This window comes from Dermabacter sp. Marseille-Q3180 (assembly GCF_940792985.1).
Classification (GTDB): Bacteria; Actinomycetota; Actinomycetes; order Actinomycetales; family Dermabacteraceae; genus Dermabacter; species Dermabacter vaginalis.
On record NZ_CALNWU010000002.1, the window covers coordinates 50,910 to 70,137 of the forward strand.

The 19,228-nt window shown below is 62.9% G+C and carries 18 protein-coding genes; 3 read left to right on the forward strand and 15 right to left on the reverse strand.

Annotated elements, in window-relative coordinates; genetic code table 11:
* Positions 1 to 19: 19 nt before the first annotated feature.
* The 8 genes from NBW56_RS06900 to NBW56_RS06935 all read right to left on the reverse strand — a co-directional run bounded on the left by NBW56_RS06900 (position 20) and on the right by NBW56_RS06935 (position 8,444).
* A complete protein-coding gene (locus NBW56_RS06900) occupies positions 20 to 535 on the reverse strand; it encodes a DUF3180 domain-containing protein (RefSeq protein WP_250258582.1) in 516 nt (171 codons plus the stop codon).
* Positions 535 to 1,461 (reverse strand): 2-amino-4-hydroxy-6-hydroxymethyldihydropteridine diphosphokinase, encoded by a 927-nt coding sequence (gene folK / locus NBW56_RS06905; protein ID WP_250258583.1) that lies wholly within the window; start codon positions 1,459 to 1,461, stop codon positions 535 to 537. Before folK ends, NBW56_RS06900 begins: the two co-directional genes overlap by 1 nt.
* Entirely contained in the window at positions 1,458 to 2,408 is a 951-nt protein-coding gene (folP, locus tag NBW56_RS06910; protein ID WP_250258584.1) for a dihydropteroate synthase, read from the reverse strand. Before folP ends, folK begins: the two co-directional genes overlap by 4 nt.
* Positions 2,409 to 2,448: 40 nt before the next feature.
* Positions 2,449 to 3,051 (reverse strand): GTP cyclohydrolase I FolE, encoded by a 603-nt coding sequence (folE, locus tag NBW56_RS06915; protein WP_250258585.1) that lies wholly within the window; start codon positions 3,049 to 3,051, stop codon positions 2,449 to 2,451.
* Positions 3,052 to 3,103: 52 nt separating this feature from the next.
* Positions 3,104 to 5,137: an ATP-dependent zinc metalloprotease FtsH gene (gene ftsH, locus NBW56_RS06920; protein ID WP_065247623.1), complete on the reverse strand. Its 2,034-nt coding sequence runs from the start codon at positions 5,135 to 5,137 to the stop codon at positions 3,104 to 3,106.
* Between the two features lie 118 nt (positions 5,138 to 5,255).
* Positions 5,256 to 5,801, reverse strand: coding sequence for a hypoxanthine phosphoribosyltransferase (gene hpt, locus NBW56_RS06925; protein ID WP_372487308.1), 546 nt, complete (start codon positions 5,799 to 5,801; stop codon positions 5,256 to 5,258).
* A 43-nt stretch (positions 5,802 to 5,844) separates the two neighbouring features.
* Positions 5,845 to 6,945: a tRNA lysidine(34) synthetase TilS gene (gene tilS / locus NBW56_RS06930; protein ID WP_250258586.1), complete on the reverse strand. Its 1,101-nt coding sequence runs from the start codon at positions 6,943 to 6,945 to the stop codon at positions 5,845 to 5,847.
* Positions 6,942 to 8,444 carry a D-alanyl-D-alanine carboxypeptidase/D-alanyl-D-alanine-endopeptidase gene (locus NBW56_RS06935; protein WP_239378819.1) on the reverse strand — a complete coding sequence of 501 codons (1,503 nt, stop codon included), beginning with the start codon at positions 8,442 to 8,444 and terminating at the stop codon, positions 6,942 to 6,944. Before NBW56_RS06935 ends, tilS begins: the two co-directional genes overlap by 4 nt.
* 194 nt (positions 8,445 to 8,638) lie before the next feature.
* Here NBW56_RS06935 and NBW56_RS06940 point away from each other — a divergent pair, with 194 nt between their 5' ends.
* Positions 8,639 to 9,151, forward strand: a complete 513-nt coding sequence (locus tag NBW56_RS06940; RefSeq protein ID WP_016664322.1) for an inorganic diphosphatase — start codon at positions 8,639 to 8,641, stop codon at positions 9,149 to 9,151.
* A gap of 73 nt (positions 9,152 to 9,224) precedes the next feature.
* Here the strand turns inward: NBW56_RS06940 and NBW56_RS06945 are convergent, their stop codons facing one another.
* Entirely contained in the window at positions 9,225 to 9,989 is a 765-nt protein-coding gene (locus NBW56_RS06945) for a hypothetical protein (protein ID WP_250258587.1), read from the reverse strand.
* A gap of 33 nt (positions 9,990 to 10,022) precedes the next feature.
* Positions 10,023 to 10,757: a peptide deformylase gene (locus NBW56_RS06950; protein WP_250258588.1), complete on the reverse strand. Its 735-nt coding sequence runs from the start codon at positions 10,755 to 10,757 to the stop codon at positions 10,023 to 10,025.
* A 261-nt stretch (positions 10,758 to 11,018) separates the two neighbouring features.
* Here NBW56_RS06950 and NBW56_RS06955 point away from each other — a divergent pair, with 261 nt between their 5' ends.
* Together NBW56_RS06955 and NBW56_RS06960 are read left to right on the forward strand one after the other, a co-directional pair.
* The gene (locus NBW56_RS06955) at positions 11,019 to 12,098 is read left to right on the forward strand and encodes an ABC transporter ATP-binding protein (protein WP_239378822.1); all 1,080 of its coding nucleotides are present in this window, start codon (positions 11,019 to 11,021) and stop codon (positions 12,096 to 12,098) included.
* Between the two features lie 99 nt (positions 12,099 to 12,197).
* Positions 12,198 to 13,451: a DUF4032 domain-containing protein gene (locus NBW56_RS06960; RefSeq protein WP_239378823.1), complete on the forward strand. Its 1,254-nt coding sequence runs from the start codon at positions 12,198 to 12,200 to the stop codon at positions 13,449 to 13,451.
* A 13-nt stretch (positions 13,452 to 13,464) separates the two neighbouring features.
* Here NBW56_RS06960 and rlmB read toward each other — a convergent pair whose 3' ends face one another.
* The 5 genes from rlmB to NBW56_RS06985 all read right to left on the reverse strand — a co-directional run bounded on the left by rlmB (position 13,465) and on the right by NBW56_RS06985 (position 19,195).
* Positions 13,465 to 14,427: a 23S rRNA (guanosine(2251)-2'-O)-methyltransferase RlmB gene (rlmB, locus tag NBW56_RS06965; protein WP_250258589.1), complete on the reverse strand. Its 963-nt coding sequence runs from the start codon at positions 14,425 to 14,427 to the stop codon at positions 13,465 to 13,467.
* A gap of 8 nt (positions 14,428 to 14,435) precedes the next feature.
* Entirely contained in the window at positions 14,436 to 15,872 is a 1,437-nt protein-coding gene (gene cysS / locus NBW56_RS06970; RefSeq protein ID WP_250258590.1) for a cysteine--tRNA ligase, read from the reverse strand.
* Between the two features lie 80 nt (positions 15,873 to 15,952).
* The gene (locus NBW56_RS06975; protein ID WP_065247614.1) at positions 15,953 to 16,459 is read right to left on the reverse strand and encodes a phage holin family protein; all 507 of its coding nucleotides are present in this window, start codon (positions 16,457 to 16,459) and stop codon (positions 15,953 to 15,955) included.
* A gap of 74 nt (positions 16,460 to 16,533) precedes the next feature.
* Entirely contained in the window at positions 16,534 to 17,694 is a 1,161-nt protein-coding gene (locus NBW56_RS06980) for a LacI family DNA-binding transcriptional regulator (RefSeq protein WP_126847513.1), read from the reverse strand.
* A gap of 82 nt (positions 17,695 to 17,776) precedes the next feature.
* A complete protein-coding gene (locus NBW56_RS06985) occupies positions 17,777 to 19,195 on the reverse strand; it encodes an L-serine ammonia-lyase (RefSeq protein ID WP_250258591.1) in 1,419 nt (472 codons plus the stop codon).
* Positions 19,196 to 19,228: the final 33 nt, after the last annotated feature.

The window sequence follows — 19,228 nt, forward strand, 5'->3', positions numbered from 1 at the left end:
AACACAGTGGGCGAGAGCTTCAAAGGGAGCCTGCGCTCTCACCCGCGCGCCCCATAGGCCCGGAGTCGGTAGGCGGCAGAGTCCCCCACCGTTCTACGATAAGCCCGATCACCGCGAGAATGAGCGCGCTTAGCGCATCGAAGCCGAGCGGAAGAATGGCACCGCTGAGTGTTCCGCCCCCTGCGGTGGCGAGGAACGCGCACATACCCGCGTAAAAGCCAGCACCGATCGCACCGGTATAGGCCGCGGCACGCGCCACGAGAACGATCCTGTAAGCCGTGACCATGTCGATGTGATGCTTGCGCGGCGTAAGCGGATGGGTTTTCGCGCGCTCACGGGACTCATCGAGATATCTCTTCACGCGAAGCCCAAGGGCAAGAACGACGGCCGAAAGAATGAGGAACACCATTCCCGGCATGATGCCGGCGACGGGAACCGGGGCACCTCGCGAGGCAAACGCGAGAGACAGCCCGTGGCCCGCAAGGCCAGCCACGAGGGCGATTCCAAGAAGCCGCAGCGCAGGAGTTTTTGTCATCACACACCCTTGGGTGGGCGAGCCTCGCTCGCGAAACCGGCAACGCGGGGACCGGGGCGCAAGCCCGCACGGTCGGGGGCGGCCTTCACGAGGTCCGACGCCTGCCGGCCGTCGGGGAAGCTCCAGTCGGGATCGATGTCAAGCATCGGTGCGAGAACAAAGGCGCGTTCGTGCGCTCGCGGATGCGGAAGCGTGAGTTGCTCATCGTCGCACGTGAACTGCCCGAAGGAAATGAGGTCGAGGTCGAGGGTGCGTGGCCCCCACCGAAGGGTGCGGGTGCGCCTTGCGGCATTCTCGATCTCATGGAGTGAGTCGAGAAGCTGCCACGGGCTGAGCGAGGTCTCAAGGAGCGCAGCGGCGTTGAGGTACACGTCCTGATCAATGTCGCTTACGGGGTCGGTTTCGAAAACGCGGCTCGCGGCAACGAGACGAGTTTCGGGGATCCGCGCAAGTGCCGCGAGAGCACCGGCGAGGAAGTCCTCGCTATCGCCAAGATTTGAGCCAAGCGCGATGAAAGCGCTCACGGGTGCCGCGCGCCTTGTGAGACGTACGCGTGCGTCGGTGAAGGGCTGCGGAATTGGCGCGGTGGGTTTGTGCACGCTCACGCTCACTTCGCGCACGAGCACATGCCGCTCAAGTACACACTGGGCGATGCGCTCGGCGAGAGTTTCAATCAGGTCGACGCTTCGCCCCGAGACGATTTCTTCGACGATTGCCGCGGCGTCCGCGTAGCTCACGCTTCGCTCGAGCGCATCATCGCGCCCCGCCGAGCGCGTGTCCACGCTCATATCGACGTCCACGAGAAAATCGTGGCCCTCCGCTTTTTCGTGATCGAACACGCCGTGCTTGCCGTGCACGCGCACACCCTCAACCGCGATATGGGAAAGCGCGGCGGGCGCGGCAAAAGCGATATCGCACCACGTCATGCTTGCGCCTCCTCCCCGTAATTGCGGTCGGCAATGCTCGCCCCAAGCCCCAAGTCTCGCCCCTCAGGACCAGCCATAAGGCGTTGCATGACCCGGATGTTGGCGACGGTAGAAGCGACATCGTGAACGCGTACCGCCCACGAGCGCCTCAGCTGGGCGACGCCGCTCAGCGCGGCGGTTCCCGCGTCGCGGTCGATATCGAGTGCTCTCACGAAACGCTTACGGCTCACACCGATGAGAAGCGGGTAGCCGAGCCCCTCAACCGCATCGATCTGGTCGTAGAGGTTCCAGTTGTCTTCACCCGTCTTTGAAAACCCGAAGCCTGGGTCCGCCACGATGCTTTCACGAGGGATGCCCGCGTGCACCGCCTTCTCGATTTGTGCCCCGAGTTCGCGTGCGACGTCCGCGCCGATCTCGCCGTAGCCCGCGTGTGACATTGCCTCCTTGGAGTGTCCACGCCAATGCATAGCAATGTAGACGGGCGGCGTGCCGAGAGGAGTCGTGAGACCCGCGATGGTCTGGAACATCTCTGGATCAGCAAGGCCCGCGGAGACATCATTGACGATCAGCGCACCCGCCTCGACTGCGGCACGGGCGACCGCGGCACGCATCGTATCGATGCTCACGGGGATACCTCTCGACGCCAGCGCCTCGACCACCCGCACCGTTCGCTCGAGTTCTTCACTCTCACTTACGCGGCTTCCACCCGGGCGCGTGGATTCGCCACCAACATCGATGATGTCGGCGCCTTCGCTTACCAGGCGCTCGGCATGCGTGAGCGCGCTGTGGAACTCGTTGTGTTCGCCACCGTCGGAACACGAATCCGGGGTCACATTGAGCACCCCCATCACGAGGGTCCGCTCGCACGTGAGCGAAGAAGGCAGGCCCTCCACACGCCGCCACGCCGGGGCGCTAGAGAAGTCCAGAACCTGTCGCGTTGCGCTCATGTGATGCCCTTTCCCGCCGCGAGCGGCGCTTTCGCCAAAATCAGTGGTGCAGACCCGTGAGGATAAGGCTCATCGCCTCCGAACGCGTGGCCGCATTGGACTGGAGCGAGCCGCGCACGGCACTCGTCACGGTCTCAGCATTGGGAGATTTCACGCCCCGCATCGCCATGCACAGGTGCTCGGCCTGGAGTACCACGATCGTGCCGTGTGCGTGAAGCTCTTCGTGGATCGCATCCGCGATCTGGCTCGTGAGCCGCTCCTGAACCTGCGGCCGCGCCGCGTACCCTTCGACGAGCCTTGCGAACTTCGAAAGGCCTGCAACCGTGCCATCCCTACCCGGCACATACCCCACGTGCGCACGCCCAAAGAAAGGCACGAGGTGATGCTCGCACATCGAATAAAACCGGATGTCGCGCACGAGAACCAGCTCGCGATGCTCGACCTCGAACTTCGTATGCATGTGCTCGCGCGGGTTCTCGTGCAGTCCGCGGAATACCTCGCTGTACATGCGGGCAACACGGGCCGGGGTATCGAGAAGCCCATCGCGATCCGGGTCCTCGCCGATGGCCTCGAGGATCTCTCGCACGGCGCGCTCAATCCTCTCGCGATCGATGCTCTCCACCACATTGTGGTTCTCGCTCATGAATCCTTCTTTCTTCACGCGAGTACTGCTCGCGAGGGACGTGATGTATGCGCTACTCGGCACCCGGGATGTGAGGAGAACCGTCACCTGGTTGCGGGAGCTCGGGCGGGGTCCCGCCGAGTTCCTCACCGGCCTGGTCGTTCTCGGTGCCATCCGGGACGGTGCTGCCGATCGTGCCGGGGCGGTCGCTACCCGCGAGCGGTTCGTTGAACACGGGACGGTCTTCGCTCGACTGCCACACCTCGCGCGGCGGACGCTTGGTCACGTCCTTAAAGATCTCCGCCAGTTCTTTCTCGCCGAGCGTCTCCTTTTCGAGAAGCTCTTCAACGAGATGATCGAGCACGGCACGGTTGGTCTTGATCACGCTCCAGGCCTCATCCAGGGCGTTATCGAGGAGGCGACGCACCTCTTCGTCTATCAAGCGTGCCGTGTCCTCGCTGTAGCCGGGCCCTTGGCCCTGCTGCATGCCCACGAAAACCTCGTCCTGTCCCTTGCTCAGAGCCACCTGACCCACAACACCGCTCATACCGAGTTCAGTGACCATCGCGCGGGCGATGCCCGTCGCGTTCTTGAGGTCGGAACTCGGGCCGGTCGTGACGTCGTGGAAGATGCCTTCCTCAACCGCGTAGCCACCCATCGCGTAGGCAAGGCGGTCAAGGAGCTCATTGCGGCTTTGATAGTTGCGGTCGGCCGTCGGCACCACCATGGTGTACCCGCCCGCGCGGCCGCGCGGAAGGATCGTCACCTTCGTCACGGGTGCCGAGTTGTTGAGGGCCGCGGCGACAAGTGCGTGACCACCCTCGTGGTAGGCCGTCATTTGCCGCTCGCGCTCACTCATGACCTTCGAGTAGCGCTGCGGGCCCATCGATACGCGGTCGATGGCTTCATCAAGGGCGCGCATGTCAATGATTTGGTTTCCCGAACGCGCCGTGAGGAGTGCAGCCTCGTTCAGCACGTTCGCCAGATCCGCACCGCTCATGCCGATTGAGCGACGCGCGATGTTGTCGAGGTCGACGTCGGCCGCAAGCGGCTTGCCCTTCGCGTGCACTTCGAGAATCTTGCGGCGGCCCTTGAGGTCGGGGGTCTCAACCGCGATTTGGCGATCAAATCGGCCCGGGCGCAAAAGCGCCGGGTCGAGAATGTCCACGCGGTTCGTCGCGGCGATGAGGATGACATTCTGGTGCTCCTCGAAGCCGTCCATCTCGACAAGCATCTGGTTGAGGGTCTGCTCGCGCTCATCGTGACCGCCGCCCATGCCGGCACCGCGGTGGCGACCAACGGCGTCGATCTCGTCGATAAAGATGATCGCGGGAGCGTTTTCCTTCGCTGTGTTGAACAGGTCGCGCACGCGGCTCGCACCTACGCCCACGAACATCTCAACGAAGTCCGAGCCCGAAATGGAGTAGAAAGGCACTCCCGCCTCGCCCGCGACAGCCTTCGCGAGGAGAGTCTTGCCCGTACCGGGAGGACCGTAGAGAAGAACGCCCTTCGGGATCTTCGCTCCGACCGCGTGATAACGCTCGGGACTCACAAGGAACTGCTTGATCTCATCAAGCTCCTCAACGGCCTCCTCGGCCCCGGCGACGTCCTGGAACGTCACCTTCGGCATGTCCTTGTTGAAAAGCTTCGCCTTGGACTTGCCGAACTGCATCGCGCGGCCGCCACCCTGGGCGTTCATCATGAAGAACCAGAAGAGGCCAAGAATGATGATGAGTGGGAAGAACGTGAGAAGAAGCTGACCCCACCACGAGGGCGTCGCGATCTTATCCGTGTACCCCTTCGATGGCGCAGCATCATTCACGGCTTTCACCACGTCATCGCCGCGCGCGGTCACGTAGGAGAAGGCCACGCGCTTGCCCTTGTCTTCGAAGTCCTTCGTGAGCACGAGGTTGACGCGCTGCTGGTTGCCGTCGATGATCTCCGCTTGCTCAACGGTGTCGCCCTTGAGGAGCGTGAGGCCCTGCTCGGTGTCAATATCCTGGAATCCGCCGCGGCCGAAAATGCTCAAGGCGAGAAGGACAATCGCGAGGGTCGCGAGGCTCCACAACCACAGGTTGCGAGCGGGGGATTTCTTTTTTTCTGCCATGTGAAGTGCTAAATCTTACGTTCTTGTAGGGCGGGGCTTATGCCTCGCGCGCATTTCGTGAATGAACGCGAATCTACCCCGAATCGCTGGGCCGGGGCTGTCAGACGCCCCGATGTTCTCAATCGGCGTAGACGCTTGGCTTGAGGATTCCGACGTAGGGGAGGTTGCGATACTTCTCGGCGTAGTCGAGGCCATAGCCGATCACGAACTCATTCGGAATGTCGAAGCCCACGTACTTCACGTCAATATCCACCTTGACAGCTTCGGGCTTGCGCAAAAGCGTGCAAATCTCGACACTCTTCGGGCCTCGCGAGCGGAGGTTCGTGCGAAGCCAGCTCAGGGTGAGGCCAGAGTCGATGATGTCTTCGACGATGAGCACGTGGCGATCGGTGATATCCGCGCTCAAATCCTTGAGGATGCGCACGACTCCGGAGGACTTCGTGCCGCTTCCATACGAGCTCACGGCCATCCAGTCCATGTCTACGTCGAGCGTGATCGCCCGCGCGAGATCGGCGACGACCATGACGGCTCCCTTGAGCACGCCAACGAGCAGCGGCGCCTCGCCTTCGTAGTCGCGATCGATTTCTGCGGCGAGTTCGCTGATCCGCTCGCGGATCGCCTGCTCATCGAGCAGGATGCGCTCGACGTCCTCATCCATGGTCATGGGGTTCCTTCCCGGTGCGTCGCGTTGTCGAGGTCGCGGGGGCTCAGCCTTGCGTGTCATGGAAGCGGGTGCCTCCCGCACGGAAAACGATGAGCCCCTCGTCGCGTATCGCTTCGATCTTACCCGGAAGGGGGATGGGGCCTTGGCCCCGATAGGCGCTCACGAGGGAGTCAACGTGAAGGATCTGACGTCGAAGGAGCGACTTGCCTGAACTTGCACCCGCGAGCGCACTCGCCTGGGCGATCGCATGCTTAATCACGCGAGTGCGCAGGGCACGGTTGAGCGGGGCAAGGGCATAAGCGTCAAGCGCGAGTAGGCCGGGGGTTCTGCTCGGGGGATTCCGACGCAGGCCCGCGTAAGTTTCTTCCGCTTCTTGTTCAAGGTAGTCAGCATCATCACGAAGGAGATCGGCGGTGCGCACGAGATTCGCGGCCACCTGCTCACCAAAAACGTCGGCGAGCATCGGGAGCGCTCGCGAACGCGCTGCGACTCGCAAATAGGCCTCGTCGTCGTTCATGGGGTCGTCCCACACGTCGAGGCCGAGTGCCTCGCACACGGCGCGTGTGTCGCGCCTCCACAGTCCGGTTTTCTCGTCGCGTCCCGTGCCGAGAAACGGGCGAAGGAGACTCCCGCGTTTTCGCGGGATCCCCGCGAGCGAGCGGGCTCCCGCGCCACGTGCGAGCCCTAGAAGCACCTGTTCGGCCTGATCATCGAGTGTGTGCCCAAGGAGGAGTGCGAGGGCGGAACGTTCCTCACACATGTCGTTGAAGGCCTCGTGACGCGCGATTCTGGCGGCGTTTTCGAGGCCCCCCTCCCCCGCCGTGTCCACGTGAATTCGGCGGATGTGGCACCGGGCGAGACCCAGCCGCTCGCATTGGAGGGCCGCGCGTTCGGAAACTGAAGCGGAGTGATCGGAGAGACCGTGGTCGATGAGTACCGCTTCAACCTCGAGACCGAGCCTCGAGGCGACCCACTGGGTTGTCGCGGCAAGCGCGAGGGAATCGGCGCCTCCGCTCACGCCAACGAGGATGCGAGGCGCGAGCTGCGCTCCCTCGGAGAGGTCGGCGCATTCCTCGAGCCTTGCCACGAGGGCCGCTTTCACGGCAACGCGTGCCCGTGCAACGGGTTCGGGCGGGCCGCTCACTGTTCCTCACCTTCCCCTGCTCCGGCTTCTGCGGGAGAACTTGGAGCATCGTAGAGGCCCGCAGGCGTCGGACCTCCCGCCGAAATGATCGCGCTCGCAACGTCATCGACGAGCGCACGTGCCTCCGCGTACCCATCCGCCTGAGAGTCGTACGCGAAAATGGCGTAACCGACCACGCGGCCGTCCGAGAGCACGGTCGTGCCGGCAAGCGTGGAGGTTCCCGAAAGCGTTCCGGTTTTTCCACGTGCCACACCGCGGGCCTCTTCGGCACCGGCCTCGCCGAAACGATTCTTGAGCGTTCCCGTGAGCCCGCCGATCGGGACACGTGCAAAGGTGTCCCTGATCTCGACTGGCGCATTCCCGGATGCCCACGCTGTCAAATGTGCAAGAAGCGACGGTGATAGTCGATTATCTTTCGACAGACCCGAGTTGTCGGCAATCACGAGGCCTTCGGTTGAAAACCCCTTCTCGCGCGCGACCTCGTCAAGCTCCGCTTTCACGGCTTCGCGGGCACCTGCCACGGTTCCCGGGCGTCCCGTCTTGACGGCGGCGAGGCGCGCGAGCGTTTCCGCAAGAGTGTTATCGGAATAGAGAAGCGTATGGGCAATCCAGCTACTGAGAGGTGCGGATTGCACGGATCCCAGCTCGGTTGCTCCTTCGGGCGCAGCACCGCGAGTGGGCTCTGCCTCGATCGTGATCCCGCGCTCCTTGAGGAGCTCCGCGAAGGCCTTTGCTGCGTCGTACGAGGGGTCCTTCGATTTCGCGCCGTACTTGGTACCGTCGGCTCGCCCCGCATCGATCCCGAGCGGCGTAATCGGCGCAACCCACCCCCCGGCAGGGCCGTTCTCGCCCCACGCCGGATTGACGGGATCGTTGCCAAAGAGAGTGTCATCGAACACGAGCGTCACTTTCGTGCGCCCCTCCGCCTTCAGCTTTTGCACGGTTTGATCCGCGAGCGAGGCGAGGGACGCACGCGCGATCCCCTCTTTCGTTTCCTTCGGCTTCACCGTCAGCAGGTTGTCCCCACCGCCTACGAGCACGAGTCGCTCACCATCGAGAACTGTACGCGTGGTGAGTGTCTGCTCGGGCCCCACCGCTTTCGCCGCCGCGAGTGCCGAAAGAAGTTTCATGGTCGAGGCAGGGGTGAGGCTCACGCTCGCATCGCGTTCAGCAATCATTTCACCGCTTGCCGCATCCACGACCGCGTAGGAAAGTTTCCCGGAATAGGCACCGAGCCCGGGAAGTGCTTCAACTGCCGCCGTAATGTGCTCGCCACTCACGCGCTCGACGGGTGACGCAGCATCCCGCGGCCGCACGAGATCTTCACGCTCCCATGCCTCGCCTTCGGCGGGAACCCCTTCGAGGTCAGCAACCTTTTGGGTGCGGAGGGTGAGGGGGCCGGGGAAGCCATCGACGAGGTCCCCAAACGTATAGAAGGCTGCGGGAAGCGCGAGCGCAAGGGCCGCGGCAACAATCTCGGTTGCCTTCGACTTCGCCATCTGAGAATGCTCCTCTTCACCCTGGTATGACCGCGCTGGGCGTCTTTGTGTCTGTGACTTCGTGCAAAGTTTACGCGCGCGTTGCCCGCCCAGACTCCGTAAAACAGCCGACGCTTGAGGATCTTCGCTATTGTTGCACGCAGAGGGCACGGCCCTCGCACACATGAATCACCTTAGGCAATGGAGTCACGCACGTGGAATTCGACGTCACGATCGAGATCCCCAAGGGAAATCGCAACAAGTACGAAGTCGACCATCACAATGGTCGCATCCGGCTCGATCGCATGCTTTTTACGGCAACCCGCTACCCCGATGATTATGGCTTCATTGAGGGCACGCTCGGTGAGGACGGCGACCCGCTCGACGTGCTCGTCCTTCTCGAAGAGGCGACCTTCCCCGGCTGCCTGATTCGCTGCCGTGCACTCGGCATGTTCCGCATGCGCGATGAGTCCGGCGGCGACGACAAGATCGTTGCGGTTCCGGTTGGCGACAAGCGCCAGATCCGACGCCAGGAACTCACCGATATTTCCGAATTCCACCGCCTCGAAATCCAGCACTTCTTCGAGGTCTACAAGGACCTCGAGCCCGGCAAGAGCGTCGAGGGTGCCCACTGGGAGGGCCGCGACGACGCAGAAGAGGAAATCCGTGCGTCCTATCGCCGCGCGAAAGGCACCGAGCACGAAAACGAGTTCACTCAGGACATCTAATCGTCGTGCTAGAACAAAAGGCGCTTCCGGAACATCCGGAAGCGCCTTTTCTCTTTCGAAAAGCTATGCGGGCCTAGGCGTCGCGCCCCTCACCGGAGTTGCTGTCACTCTCGGGATCTTCAACGAGGCTCGAAGGCACGGGGTCGTCGACGTGGCTGAACACCTCGCGTGCGGCTTCGATGACGGTCTTCGTGAGCGTCTTGTTGCCAAGCCCGCCGATCACGGCACCGATACCGAACGGGATGAGGCGCCCCGCCCACAGCCCCGTAAAGCGACGTGTCACAGTCCGACGAATCCAGCGGTTCACCTGTGTGTTCACCGCGTCGGCAATGAACGGCGGCGCCATGCCGTCGAGAACCGTCGACCACTGAAGGCCGTTCTTTCCAAGAGCTTTCGTCACGATCTCCGTGCCCCGCTCACCGCCGAGGATCGCGAGGATCACGGTGCGGCGCACCGATGGTTTACTCATGTCCACGCCACGCACGTGCGCGATGCCGAGAGTGAGGAAGGCACATGCCTCGGCGAAGGCGATGCCCTCACCCGCGGTGAGCGCGACCGCGGTAGCGGTTCCAACCGCGGGAAGTGCGGCCACGCCGCCGATGCCGACGCCCGTTGCCACGGCTAGTTTCGTGAAGTGGCCTTCGAGGCGAGCGATGATCTGGTCATCGCTCCACGTGGGATTCTTGCGGCGAAGCGAATCAACGTATTTGCGAGCGATCGGCCCTTGGACGGCGAGGGCCTTATCGATGAGTTCAAACTGCTTGTCATCGATGAGCGATTCCCCGCCCTTGCCCTTCCCGCTCGATTTCTTTGATGTGCGCAGGTCCTTCGAGGCCATTGCTCTCCTTTTCATGGACGCTTTCGGGCGCACTCACGCCCGCGTGCGGTGAAGATCTACGGCGCCGGGCTCAAGATTCGCGACGTCGCCGCGCAGACCAAGGTAACGAACCGCGGCTGAAAGATCCGTGTAACGGTGCAGGTAGGAATCCTGCACGAGTGATCGCTCAACGCCGCGATCGTGGCACAAAATTCCATCGAGGTGATCGCTTTCATGCTGGAAGATGCGAGCACTCCATCCCGTCCACACCTCGTCGAGTTCACGTACTTCGCCGCCGGCAAGGATCGCGGTACCGAAAACGCGCACGCTCTTCGGTCGGGGCACAAGCGAACGCCAACCGTCAACGCTCAAGCACCCTTCCCACCCAAACGTCACGGTATCTTCCCCCTCCACTTCTTCATAGCGAGGGTCGATCACTGCCATGAGGGGGAGATTGTCACGCTCGTAAAGAGCGTCGCCAGCATCGCGCTCCTCGCCTTCTTCCCGCACGGAATCCTCCATTACCACGAGGCGGATCGGCACACCCACCTGCGGGGCCGCCACCCCCACACCGGGAGCTTCGTACATCGTGACCACGAGTGCCTGGATGAACTCACCGAGGAGTTCGGGATCGAGCGCCCGTGCCGCGTCCTTTGAGTGGGCGCGAAGTGCCGGGTGCCCCGCTTGCACAATCCTGAGCGGCTCGTTCTCGCTCCGCCGCTTCGCCAGGGTCTTTTCAATGAGTTCCGCGAGGCTCGTCATGCCATCGCCGCCTTTCGCTCTCGTCATCGTCGCTTCACAGCCCATCTCACACGCACGCATGTGCCGATCTTCGCCGCGCGCCACCGAGGCACTCAGAGAGCGGAGCATGCGTCGGGCTCCCCGACCACCTTACGGCCCTCCCAAACCGAAGCGACCGGCCCACCCACCGGCGCGTCCCGTATGGTGAGTGCCACAGTGCGGTATTGTTATCCGTACGTCAGCGAGGAACGCTGGCTGTTACTTCACAACGGATCGTCCGGCACGTACCTGCCGGTGAAGGGAATACCCATGGCAAAGGTGATTTACGACCACGCAAGCCGCATCTACCCGGGCAGCGATAAGCCCGCGGTTGACGACCTCAACATCGAGATCGAAGACGGCGAATTCCTCGTCCTCGTTGGCCCCTCGGGCTGCGGTAAGTCCACCTCGCTGCGCATGCTCGCGGGTCTCGAAGAGATCGACGCCGGCCGCATCTTCATCGGCGATCGCGACGTGACAAACGTTCCGCCGAAGGACCGCGATATCGCGATGGTGTTCCAGAACTACGCTCTCTACCCGCACATGTCGGTCGCCGACAACATGGGCTTTGCGCTCAAGATCGCGGGTACGCCGAAGGATGAGATCCGCAAGCGCGTGGAAGAGGCCGCGAAGATCCTCGACCTCGAGCAGTACCTCGACCGTAAGCCGAAGGCCCTCTCGGGTGGTCAGCGCCAGCGTGTGGCCATGGGCCGCGCGATCGTGCGTTCGCCTCAGGTGTTCCTCATGGACGAGCCGCTCTCGAACCTCGACGCAAAGCTCCGTGTCTCGACCCGTACCCAGATCGCCTCGCTCCAGCGCCGCCTGGGCGTCACGACCGTCTACGTGACCCACGACCAGACCGAGGCTATGACGATGGGTGACCGCGTCGCTGTTCTCGCCGGTGGTGTGCTCCAGCAGATCGACTCGCCGCAGCGCATGTACGATCACCCGAACAACGTGTTCGTTGCAGGCTTCATTGGCTCGCCCGCCATGAACCTTATTGAGCAGCCCCTCACCGACCAGGGCGTTGCTTTCGGTGGCTCCGTGATCCCCGTGGATCGCTCCACTCTCTCGGAGTCCAATGAAAAGGCCGTCACCGTCGGCGTGCGCCCCGAGGACCTCGAACTCGCTTCCGATGGCCTCCCCGTCGAGGTCGACATGGTCGAGGTGCTCGGCGCCGATGCATACGTCTACGGTCGCCTCGCCGGTGCAGGCGAGACCGACAAGCCGATCATCGCGCGTGTTGACGGCCGCCGCCCTCCGCAGAAGGGCGAGACCGTGCACTTCCACCCGAAGGCTGACCACGTGCACCTGTTCGACCTGAAGTCGGGCAACCGCCTCGGCGACTGACCCTGTCGTTCCTCTCACGAGGAAACATTCACAAAGAAGGCACGCGAATCGCGTGCCTTCTTTGCATACTCGGCACCAGAGTGAGGGAGAATAGAGAGCATGGCACCCATCGAGATCTCCGCAGCGCGAGCCGACGAGGCGCTCCTCGATCTACCGTGGGGCCTTCCCCTGGCCGAATGGCCCGATTCGCTCCTCGCCTCACTCCCCCGCGGTATTTCGCGCCACGTGGTGCGTTTCGCGCGCGTGAGCGGGCGAGTCCTCGCCCTCAAAGAGATCAACGAGAACCTCGCGCGCAGCGAGTTCACGACCCTGCGCCTCCTCGGAAAGCTCGGCATCCCCGCGGTTGAACCGTTCGCCGTCGTGAGCGGCCGAGAATCGTCCGAGGATGGCCGCGAGCTCGACGCCATCCTCATCACGCGCCATTTACAGTACTCACTTCCCTATCGCGCAGTGTTCTCGCAGCTCAATAGCGAAGACACGGCCCGCAAACTCCTCGATGCCCTCGCCGTACTCCTCGTTCGACTCCACCTCGTAGGCTTCTACTGGGGCGATGTCTCGCTCTCCAACACGCTTTTCAAACGCGATGCGGGGGCTTTCGCCGCGTACATCGTCGACGTCGAGACGGGCCAACTCGAGGACCACCTCACGAAGGGGCAGCGTGAATACGATCTCGACATTGCACGCACAAACATTGTGGGCGAGATGCTTGATCTTCAAGCTGCCGAGCAATTGCCCGACAACGTTGACGCCATCACCGTGGGTGATCGCCTGCTTGAGCGCTACAACGAGCTGTGGGATGCCCTCACGGGCCGCGAGACGTTCAGCGCGAATGAGCGCTGGCGCGTGAGTGCGCGTATCGAAAAACTCAATGAGCTCGGCTTCGACGTCGACGAGCTCGACATGACAACCGACCTAGACGGCACGACCGTGACGGTGCAGCCGAAGGTTGTGGACGCCGGCCACCATAGGCGGCGCCTCATGCGTCTCACGGGCATCGATGCGCAAGAAAATCAGGCGAGGCGTCTGCTCAACGATCTCGATCAGTTCCGCGCCCTCACCGACCAGCAGGGCGAGGAGGAAGAGTTCGTGGCGCACGAATGGCTTCAGGAACAGTACGAGCCGGTCGTGCGGGCAATCCCTCGCGCGATGCGGAAGAAGCTCCCCGCGCCCGAGTTCTACCACGAACTCCTCGAGCACAAATGGTTCATGTCCCAGCGTCTCGGCAAGGACGTCACGTGGGATAAAGCCGTGCAGGATTACATTCTGAACGTCCTCGCCTACCGCCAGGACGAGCGAGCGCTCATCACGTCGGAGACCTCGGCAATCCCGATCGTGACCGAGACGGAGCTGTAAGGCTCACTCAGGGCTAGGCGCGCCCCGTTCGTGCACGCGTACCCGCGATCTCGTACATCACGATTGACGCGGCAACCGAGGCGTTGAGCGACTCGGTCGTCGCCGCCATGGGGATCGACACAATCGCATCGCACTTTTCGCGCGTGAGGCGCGAAATTCCCTTACCTTCGGCACCGACAACGAGCATGATCGGCGAGGTCGCCAGATCCATGTCTCGCGGCTCCAATTCGCCATCGGCATCGAGCCCCACAACGAAGACGCCCTGTTTCTTGAGCGAGTCGATCGTGCGGTTGAGGTTCGTGACCTGGGCGACTTTCACACGCGTCGCGGCGCCCGCGGCAACCTTGTAGACGCTCGCGGTCATGCCTACGCTTCGACGTTCGGGAATGATCACGCCGTGCGCGCCGAACGCGCCCGCGCTTCGGAGTATCGCGCCGAGGTTGCGTGGGTCGGTAATGCCGTCAAGCGCAATCAGCAACGGCGTGTCAAAGTCGTCCGCGGCAATCTCGAGGAGATCTGCCGGGTCGGCGTATTCATACGGCGGAAGTGTGAGGGCCACGCCCTGGTGGATCGCGTCATCGGTGAACCGATCGAGTTCGGCGCGCGTGGCTTCATGCAGCTGAAGGCCCTTTTGATGCGCAAGGCGCATAATCTCGCGTACGCGTTCATCGGCCTCAAGCCTGATCGCGAGGGTCAAAGAGAGCGCCTGAACGCCTTCTTGGAGGGCTTCGAGCACGGAGTTACGGCCCGCAATCACGGTGGGCCGATTCGCGGCGTCCTTCGGGGACCTGCGCGGCGGGCGGCGCTTGCCGGATTTGGTACCGGATTTTCCGACGGTGTCGTGCGTACCCCTGTAGGCCTTGTGGTGAGGGCGATCCTCCGCCTTGGGGGTGGGGCCGCGGCCTTCGAGCCTACGGCGGCGCACGCCGCCAGAACCGACTTTGGGGCCTTTGCGGGAGCTCTTGTGTCCTGCCATGGTCTCTCCTAGTTCGTGAGACTCCAGCGGGAGGAGCCCGCGGAGTCTTCAATGCGAATGCCGGCGGCTGCGAAGCGATCGCGAATCGCATCGGCGCTCGCCCAGTCCTTGTTTTTCCGTGCTTCTGCGCGCTCCTCGAGCTGCGCTCGGATGAGGGCATCGAGAGCGTCGTGCTCCGCACCACCCGCACCAAGCTCATCGGACCACATCGCGCCGAGCAGGTCGAGGCCGAAAACATCGAGCATGTCTCGCAGCTCGTTGACGGCACTCGCGACCTCATGAGCATCAATGTGCGGTTTCGCGAGAAGAGTATTGAGTTGACCGTGTCGTTCGTGGACGACTGCGAGGGCATCGGCGACGCCGAGGTCGTCATTCATCGCGTCGGTGAAGCGGTCGGGAAGTGCTCCCTCGCCCGGTTCGCAAAGCTCTTCGTGTGCTCCTGCCTGCTCGAGGGCGTCGAGTGCGCGCGTGAGCGAGCCGCGAAGTCGCGAGAGTACAGTTTCCGCCTCGGCAAGCGTCGTTTCGTTGAACTCGACGTTTGTGCGGTAGTGAGAGCCGACGATGGCAAGGCGCACGGCAGCCGCTGAATGTTTCGCTAGGACATCTTCGGCTGTAATGAAGTTGCCAAGGCTCTTGCCCATCTTCATGCCGTCAACGGTGAGCATGCCCGAGTGCATCCAGCGCTGCGCAAATCCGTAGCCCGCGCCGTAGCTCTGAGCCTGCTCGTTTTCGTGATGGGGGAAGCGCAAGTCGAGGCCACCGCCGTGGATATCGAAGCTCTCCCCCACGTATTTCTTCGCCATGGCCGAGCACTCGAGGTGCCACCCGGGGCGCCCCTCGCCGAAAGGTGTCGACCACTTGGCGGTCTCGGGTTCGCCTGCCTTGGCCTTCTTCCACAGTGCGAAGTCTCGAGGGTCCTGTTTGAGGTTCGAGGCTGCTTCGGCGTCGTCGACCATGTTCTCGATCGACTGGTTCGTAAGCGAACCATATTCGGGCAGCGAGGAGACGTCGAAGTACACGCTTCCCTCACCGTCGGCGTAGGCGTGTCCACGTTCGATGAGGCGCTGCATGAAGTCGATCATCTCGGTGACGTGCCCCGTGGCGCGCGGCTCGTGATCGGGGCGCACGGCGCCGAGCTGATCCATGATCTCACCGAATTTTCGTTCGTTTGCGTAGGACCACTTCCACCAAGCCTCGCCCTCTTCGGCGGCGCGCGCGAGGATCTTATCGTCGATGTCGGTCACGTTGCGCACGTAGGTGACTCGGTAGCCGCTCCTGCGCAGCCACCGCACGAGCACGTCGAACGCGAGGAACGTGCGGATATGCCCCACGTGGGGGCCGTCTTGGACCGTGGGCCCGCACACGTAGAGCGAGACTTCACCGTCCTTGAGCGGGGTGAAGTCCGATACTGTCCTGGTTTTCGAATCGTGCAGTCGTAGAGTCACGTCTTAAGCCTAGCCTCTCGTGGGTACCGAAAAAGCGAGGAGCACTCGCGGCGCCCCTCGCTTTGTGACGGTGATGATTGTTAGATCTCGCGCGGTGTTGCGGCGCTGACCTGTTTGCCGTAAAGCTCTTCGAAGGCGTCGTCGTAATCAACGGAGTTCACGCGACGCTTCCCCTGCACCGAATCGACGGCGCTCTTCGCGGTTTCGATCGTGACCTCGGGCGCGGTGATCTTCTTGACGATCAGGTAGGCGATGAGGCCGAGAATCGCGCCGAGCACGACGAGCGAGCCGCACACAATGAGGAATGACGCCCAAGCCGGGAGGCCGAGAGCCACGAGGCCCCACGCGCAGAAGAAGAGGAACATGACCCACGCGCTCAGGAGGAAGAACACGAGAACTGCCGCGAGTGCCGCGACGGCACCGCCTTTGACGGCGATTCCGGTGACTTCCTTCTTCGCGATCGCGACCTGCTGATCGATCACGGAGGTGAATTCGTTCTTGATCGAGGCGACAAGTTCGCCAATCGACCGCGAGGTTGTGCTCGTTCGGCGGTCGTTCGAAGAGCGGTCGTTCGTGGAGTTGATCATGCACTCAGCCTATCAATGCGGCCCCTGAAGTATTCAGAGGATTCGAAGGGTTTTCTCCGTTTGTCGTGTGATGTTTAGTCGATCGTCACGCGGCGGCGGCGCTGTTGCTCGGGGCGGGGGCCTGCCGAGGACGAGCGGCGCACAATGAGGTGCGGTGACACTGCCGTGTCGCGCGCCGGCCCTTCAAAGCCGCCAATGCGCTCGACAAGCATCTGCGCACCGAGCGCACCGATGCGGCGAGAGTTCGGATCAATGCTCGTCACCTGTGCGATACCCGAGGACGCAAGCGACGTGTTGCCGTACCCCGTCACCGCAAGCTGGGCCGGCACGTCGTAGCCGGCATCGGCCGCGGCCGAGAGCACGCCCACAGCGGTCACATCATTCGAGCACGTGATCGCGGTAGGGACCTGGCTTCCGCGAAGAAGCATCGAGCCGGCGGTCTGGCCAACCTGCTCGCTGAAATCGGCGGGTTCAACGCGTGCGCGATCTTCCAGACCATGGCGCTTCATCGCAGCCTTGAACGCTGCCGCGCGTTCTTTCGCGACGGCATACCCCACGCCGCCCACGTGGGCGATGTCCTTGTGCCCGAGGCTCACGAGGTGATCCACGAGAAGGCCGTAGCCTGCTTCGTCGTCGATGCGAACCGTGTCAGATTTTCCAACGCGTTCTTTCGAGCCGCCGATCGCCACGATCGGTCGGGTGCCGATTGCTTCGAAGACCTTGTCGAGTTCGGGAAGCTCACTCGCCATGATGAAGCCGTCAACGCCAAGAGCGGTAAGCGAAGAGATGGTCTCCTCTTCGAGGGTGATCGGATATTCGGGCATGCGGCGCCGCGTCGGCACCACCACCACGTGTCGACCGGTCGCGGCCAGCTCGATGCGGATCGAACGCACGATGTCGGAGATCCACGTGTTGCGCATCGTGTTCACGAGAACCGCGACGACACCACGGTGGTCATCCTCGCCCGTGAGATCCTCGAGCGGGTAGTGCAAGCGCTCGGCGGTTTCCCGCACGGACTTCACGAGCTTCGAGTTAATGTCGGATTCTCCGCGGAGCGCACGAAGCGCCACCGCAGCCGTGATGCCGAGGGAGTTGGCGACCTCCGTGAGCGTTGCACGTTCGCCGTCGGTGCGCTTCTCAACCTCGGGGGCAACTTCCGCCGCCGCCGCAAGTTCCTCGGGGCTCTCACCGGGTGCGAAATCGCCGTTGATGTCGCCGCTAGCTTTATCGTTCATGGGGCCTTGGCCGTCCTTTTCTGTCATGCAGGTCGCGCCGCGGTGGCGCGTGGCATTCGCGTCTAACGGTAGCCCACGTGCCTCAACACGCGGGCAAAGACACGGGAACCGTGACGGCGAGGCCACCCATCGCGGTTTCTTTGTAGCGTTCGTTCATGTCCTTGCCCGTGCGGCGCATCGTTTCGAGCACGGTATCGAACGAAACGAAGTGCTCACCGTTGCCGCGCATCGCGAAACGAACGGCGGTGATCGATTTGATGGCGCCCATCGCGTTGCGTTCAATGCAGGGCACCTGCACGAGGCCACCCACGGGATCGCACGTGAGGCCAAGATTGTGCTCCATCGCGATCTCGGCCGCGTTTTCCACTTGCCGAGGCTTCGCTCCCATCACTTCAGCGAGGCCTGCGGCGGCCATCGAGCTGGCCGAACCGACCTCTCCCTGGCAGCCCACTTCCGCACCGGAAATCGAGGCGCGTTCCTTGCACAGCGAGCCAAAAGCCGCAGCCGCGAGCATGAAGCGCACGATCATGTCATCGCGATCGTCGTAGCGCAGGTACGTGAGGGCGTAGTAGAGCACCGCGGGAATAATGCCGGCGGCGCCATTCGTGGGTGCAGTCACCACTCGCCCCCCGCCCGCATTTTCCTCATTCACCGCGAGAGCAGCAAGGCTCACCCACTCAAAGGCGTTATCGGCGCGATGGTTCGGGTCTTCAAGCTGAAGAGCATCGTGCCAGGTCGCTGCCCTTCGGCGCACATTGAGACCGCCGGGGAGCACACCGGTGGTGTGCATACCGCGCTCGATGCAGGCCTCCATGACCGCCCAAATCTCGAGGATGCCCTTGCGGATCTCGCTGTCGCTTCGCCACTGCCTTTCGCGCATGAGCATCGCTTGCGACACGGTGATGCCGTTTTCTTCGCACACGCGAAGAAGTTCTTCCCCGCTTTCGAAGATCGGCTTCACTTTGCCTTCGCCCTCGGCTTCGCTCTCGCCTTCGGCGAGGGGTTCCGACGCTTGCTGGGCTTCAAGCTCCTCTTTATCCACGACGAAGCCGCCGCCGATCGAGAACATCGTGCGTTTCTCGAGTTCGTTGCCGCTTTCGTCAAGGACCGCGAAAGTCATGCCATTGGAGTGCTCGGGAAGGAAGGTGAGCGGGTGAAGCACGATCGTGGAGGGGCGCAGACTCACGGGCACGCGCCCGCCAAGCATGAGGCCACCATTGCTATCGATATCCTTCGCACGCGCCCATGCCTGCGCAGGGTCGATGGTCGCGGGATCGTTGCCTTCGAGGCCAAGAACGACCGCGTCGAGTGTCCCGTGCCCCATGCCGGTTGCCGCGAGCGAACCGTAAAGATGCACCTCGACATCGGCGATGTCGGGCCCGATCGTCGGATGGGCAAGGGCCTCGTCAGCGAACTCCTTCGCGGCGCGCATGGGGCCAACGGTGTGCGAACTCGAGGGGCCGATCCCGATCTTGAACAGGTCAAAGAGGCTCACGCTCATGAGGGGTCTCCTTCTCGTATCGAACGCGGATCA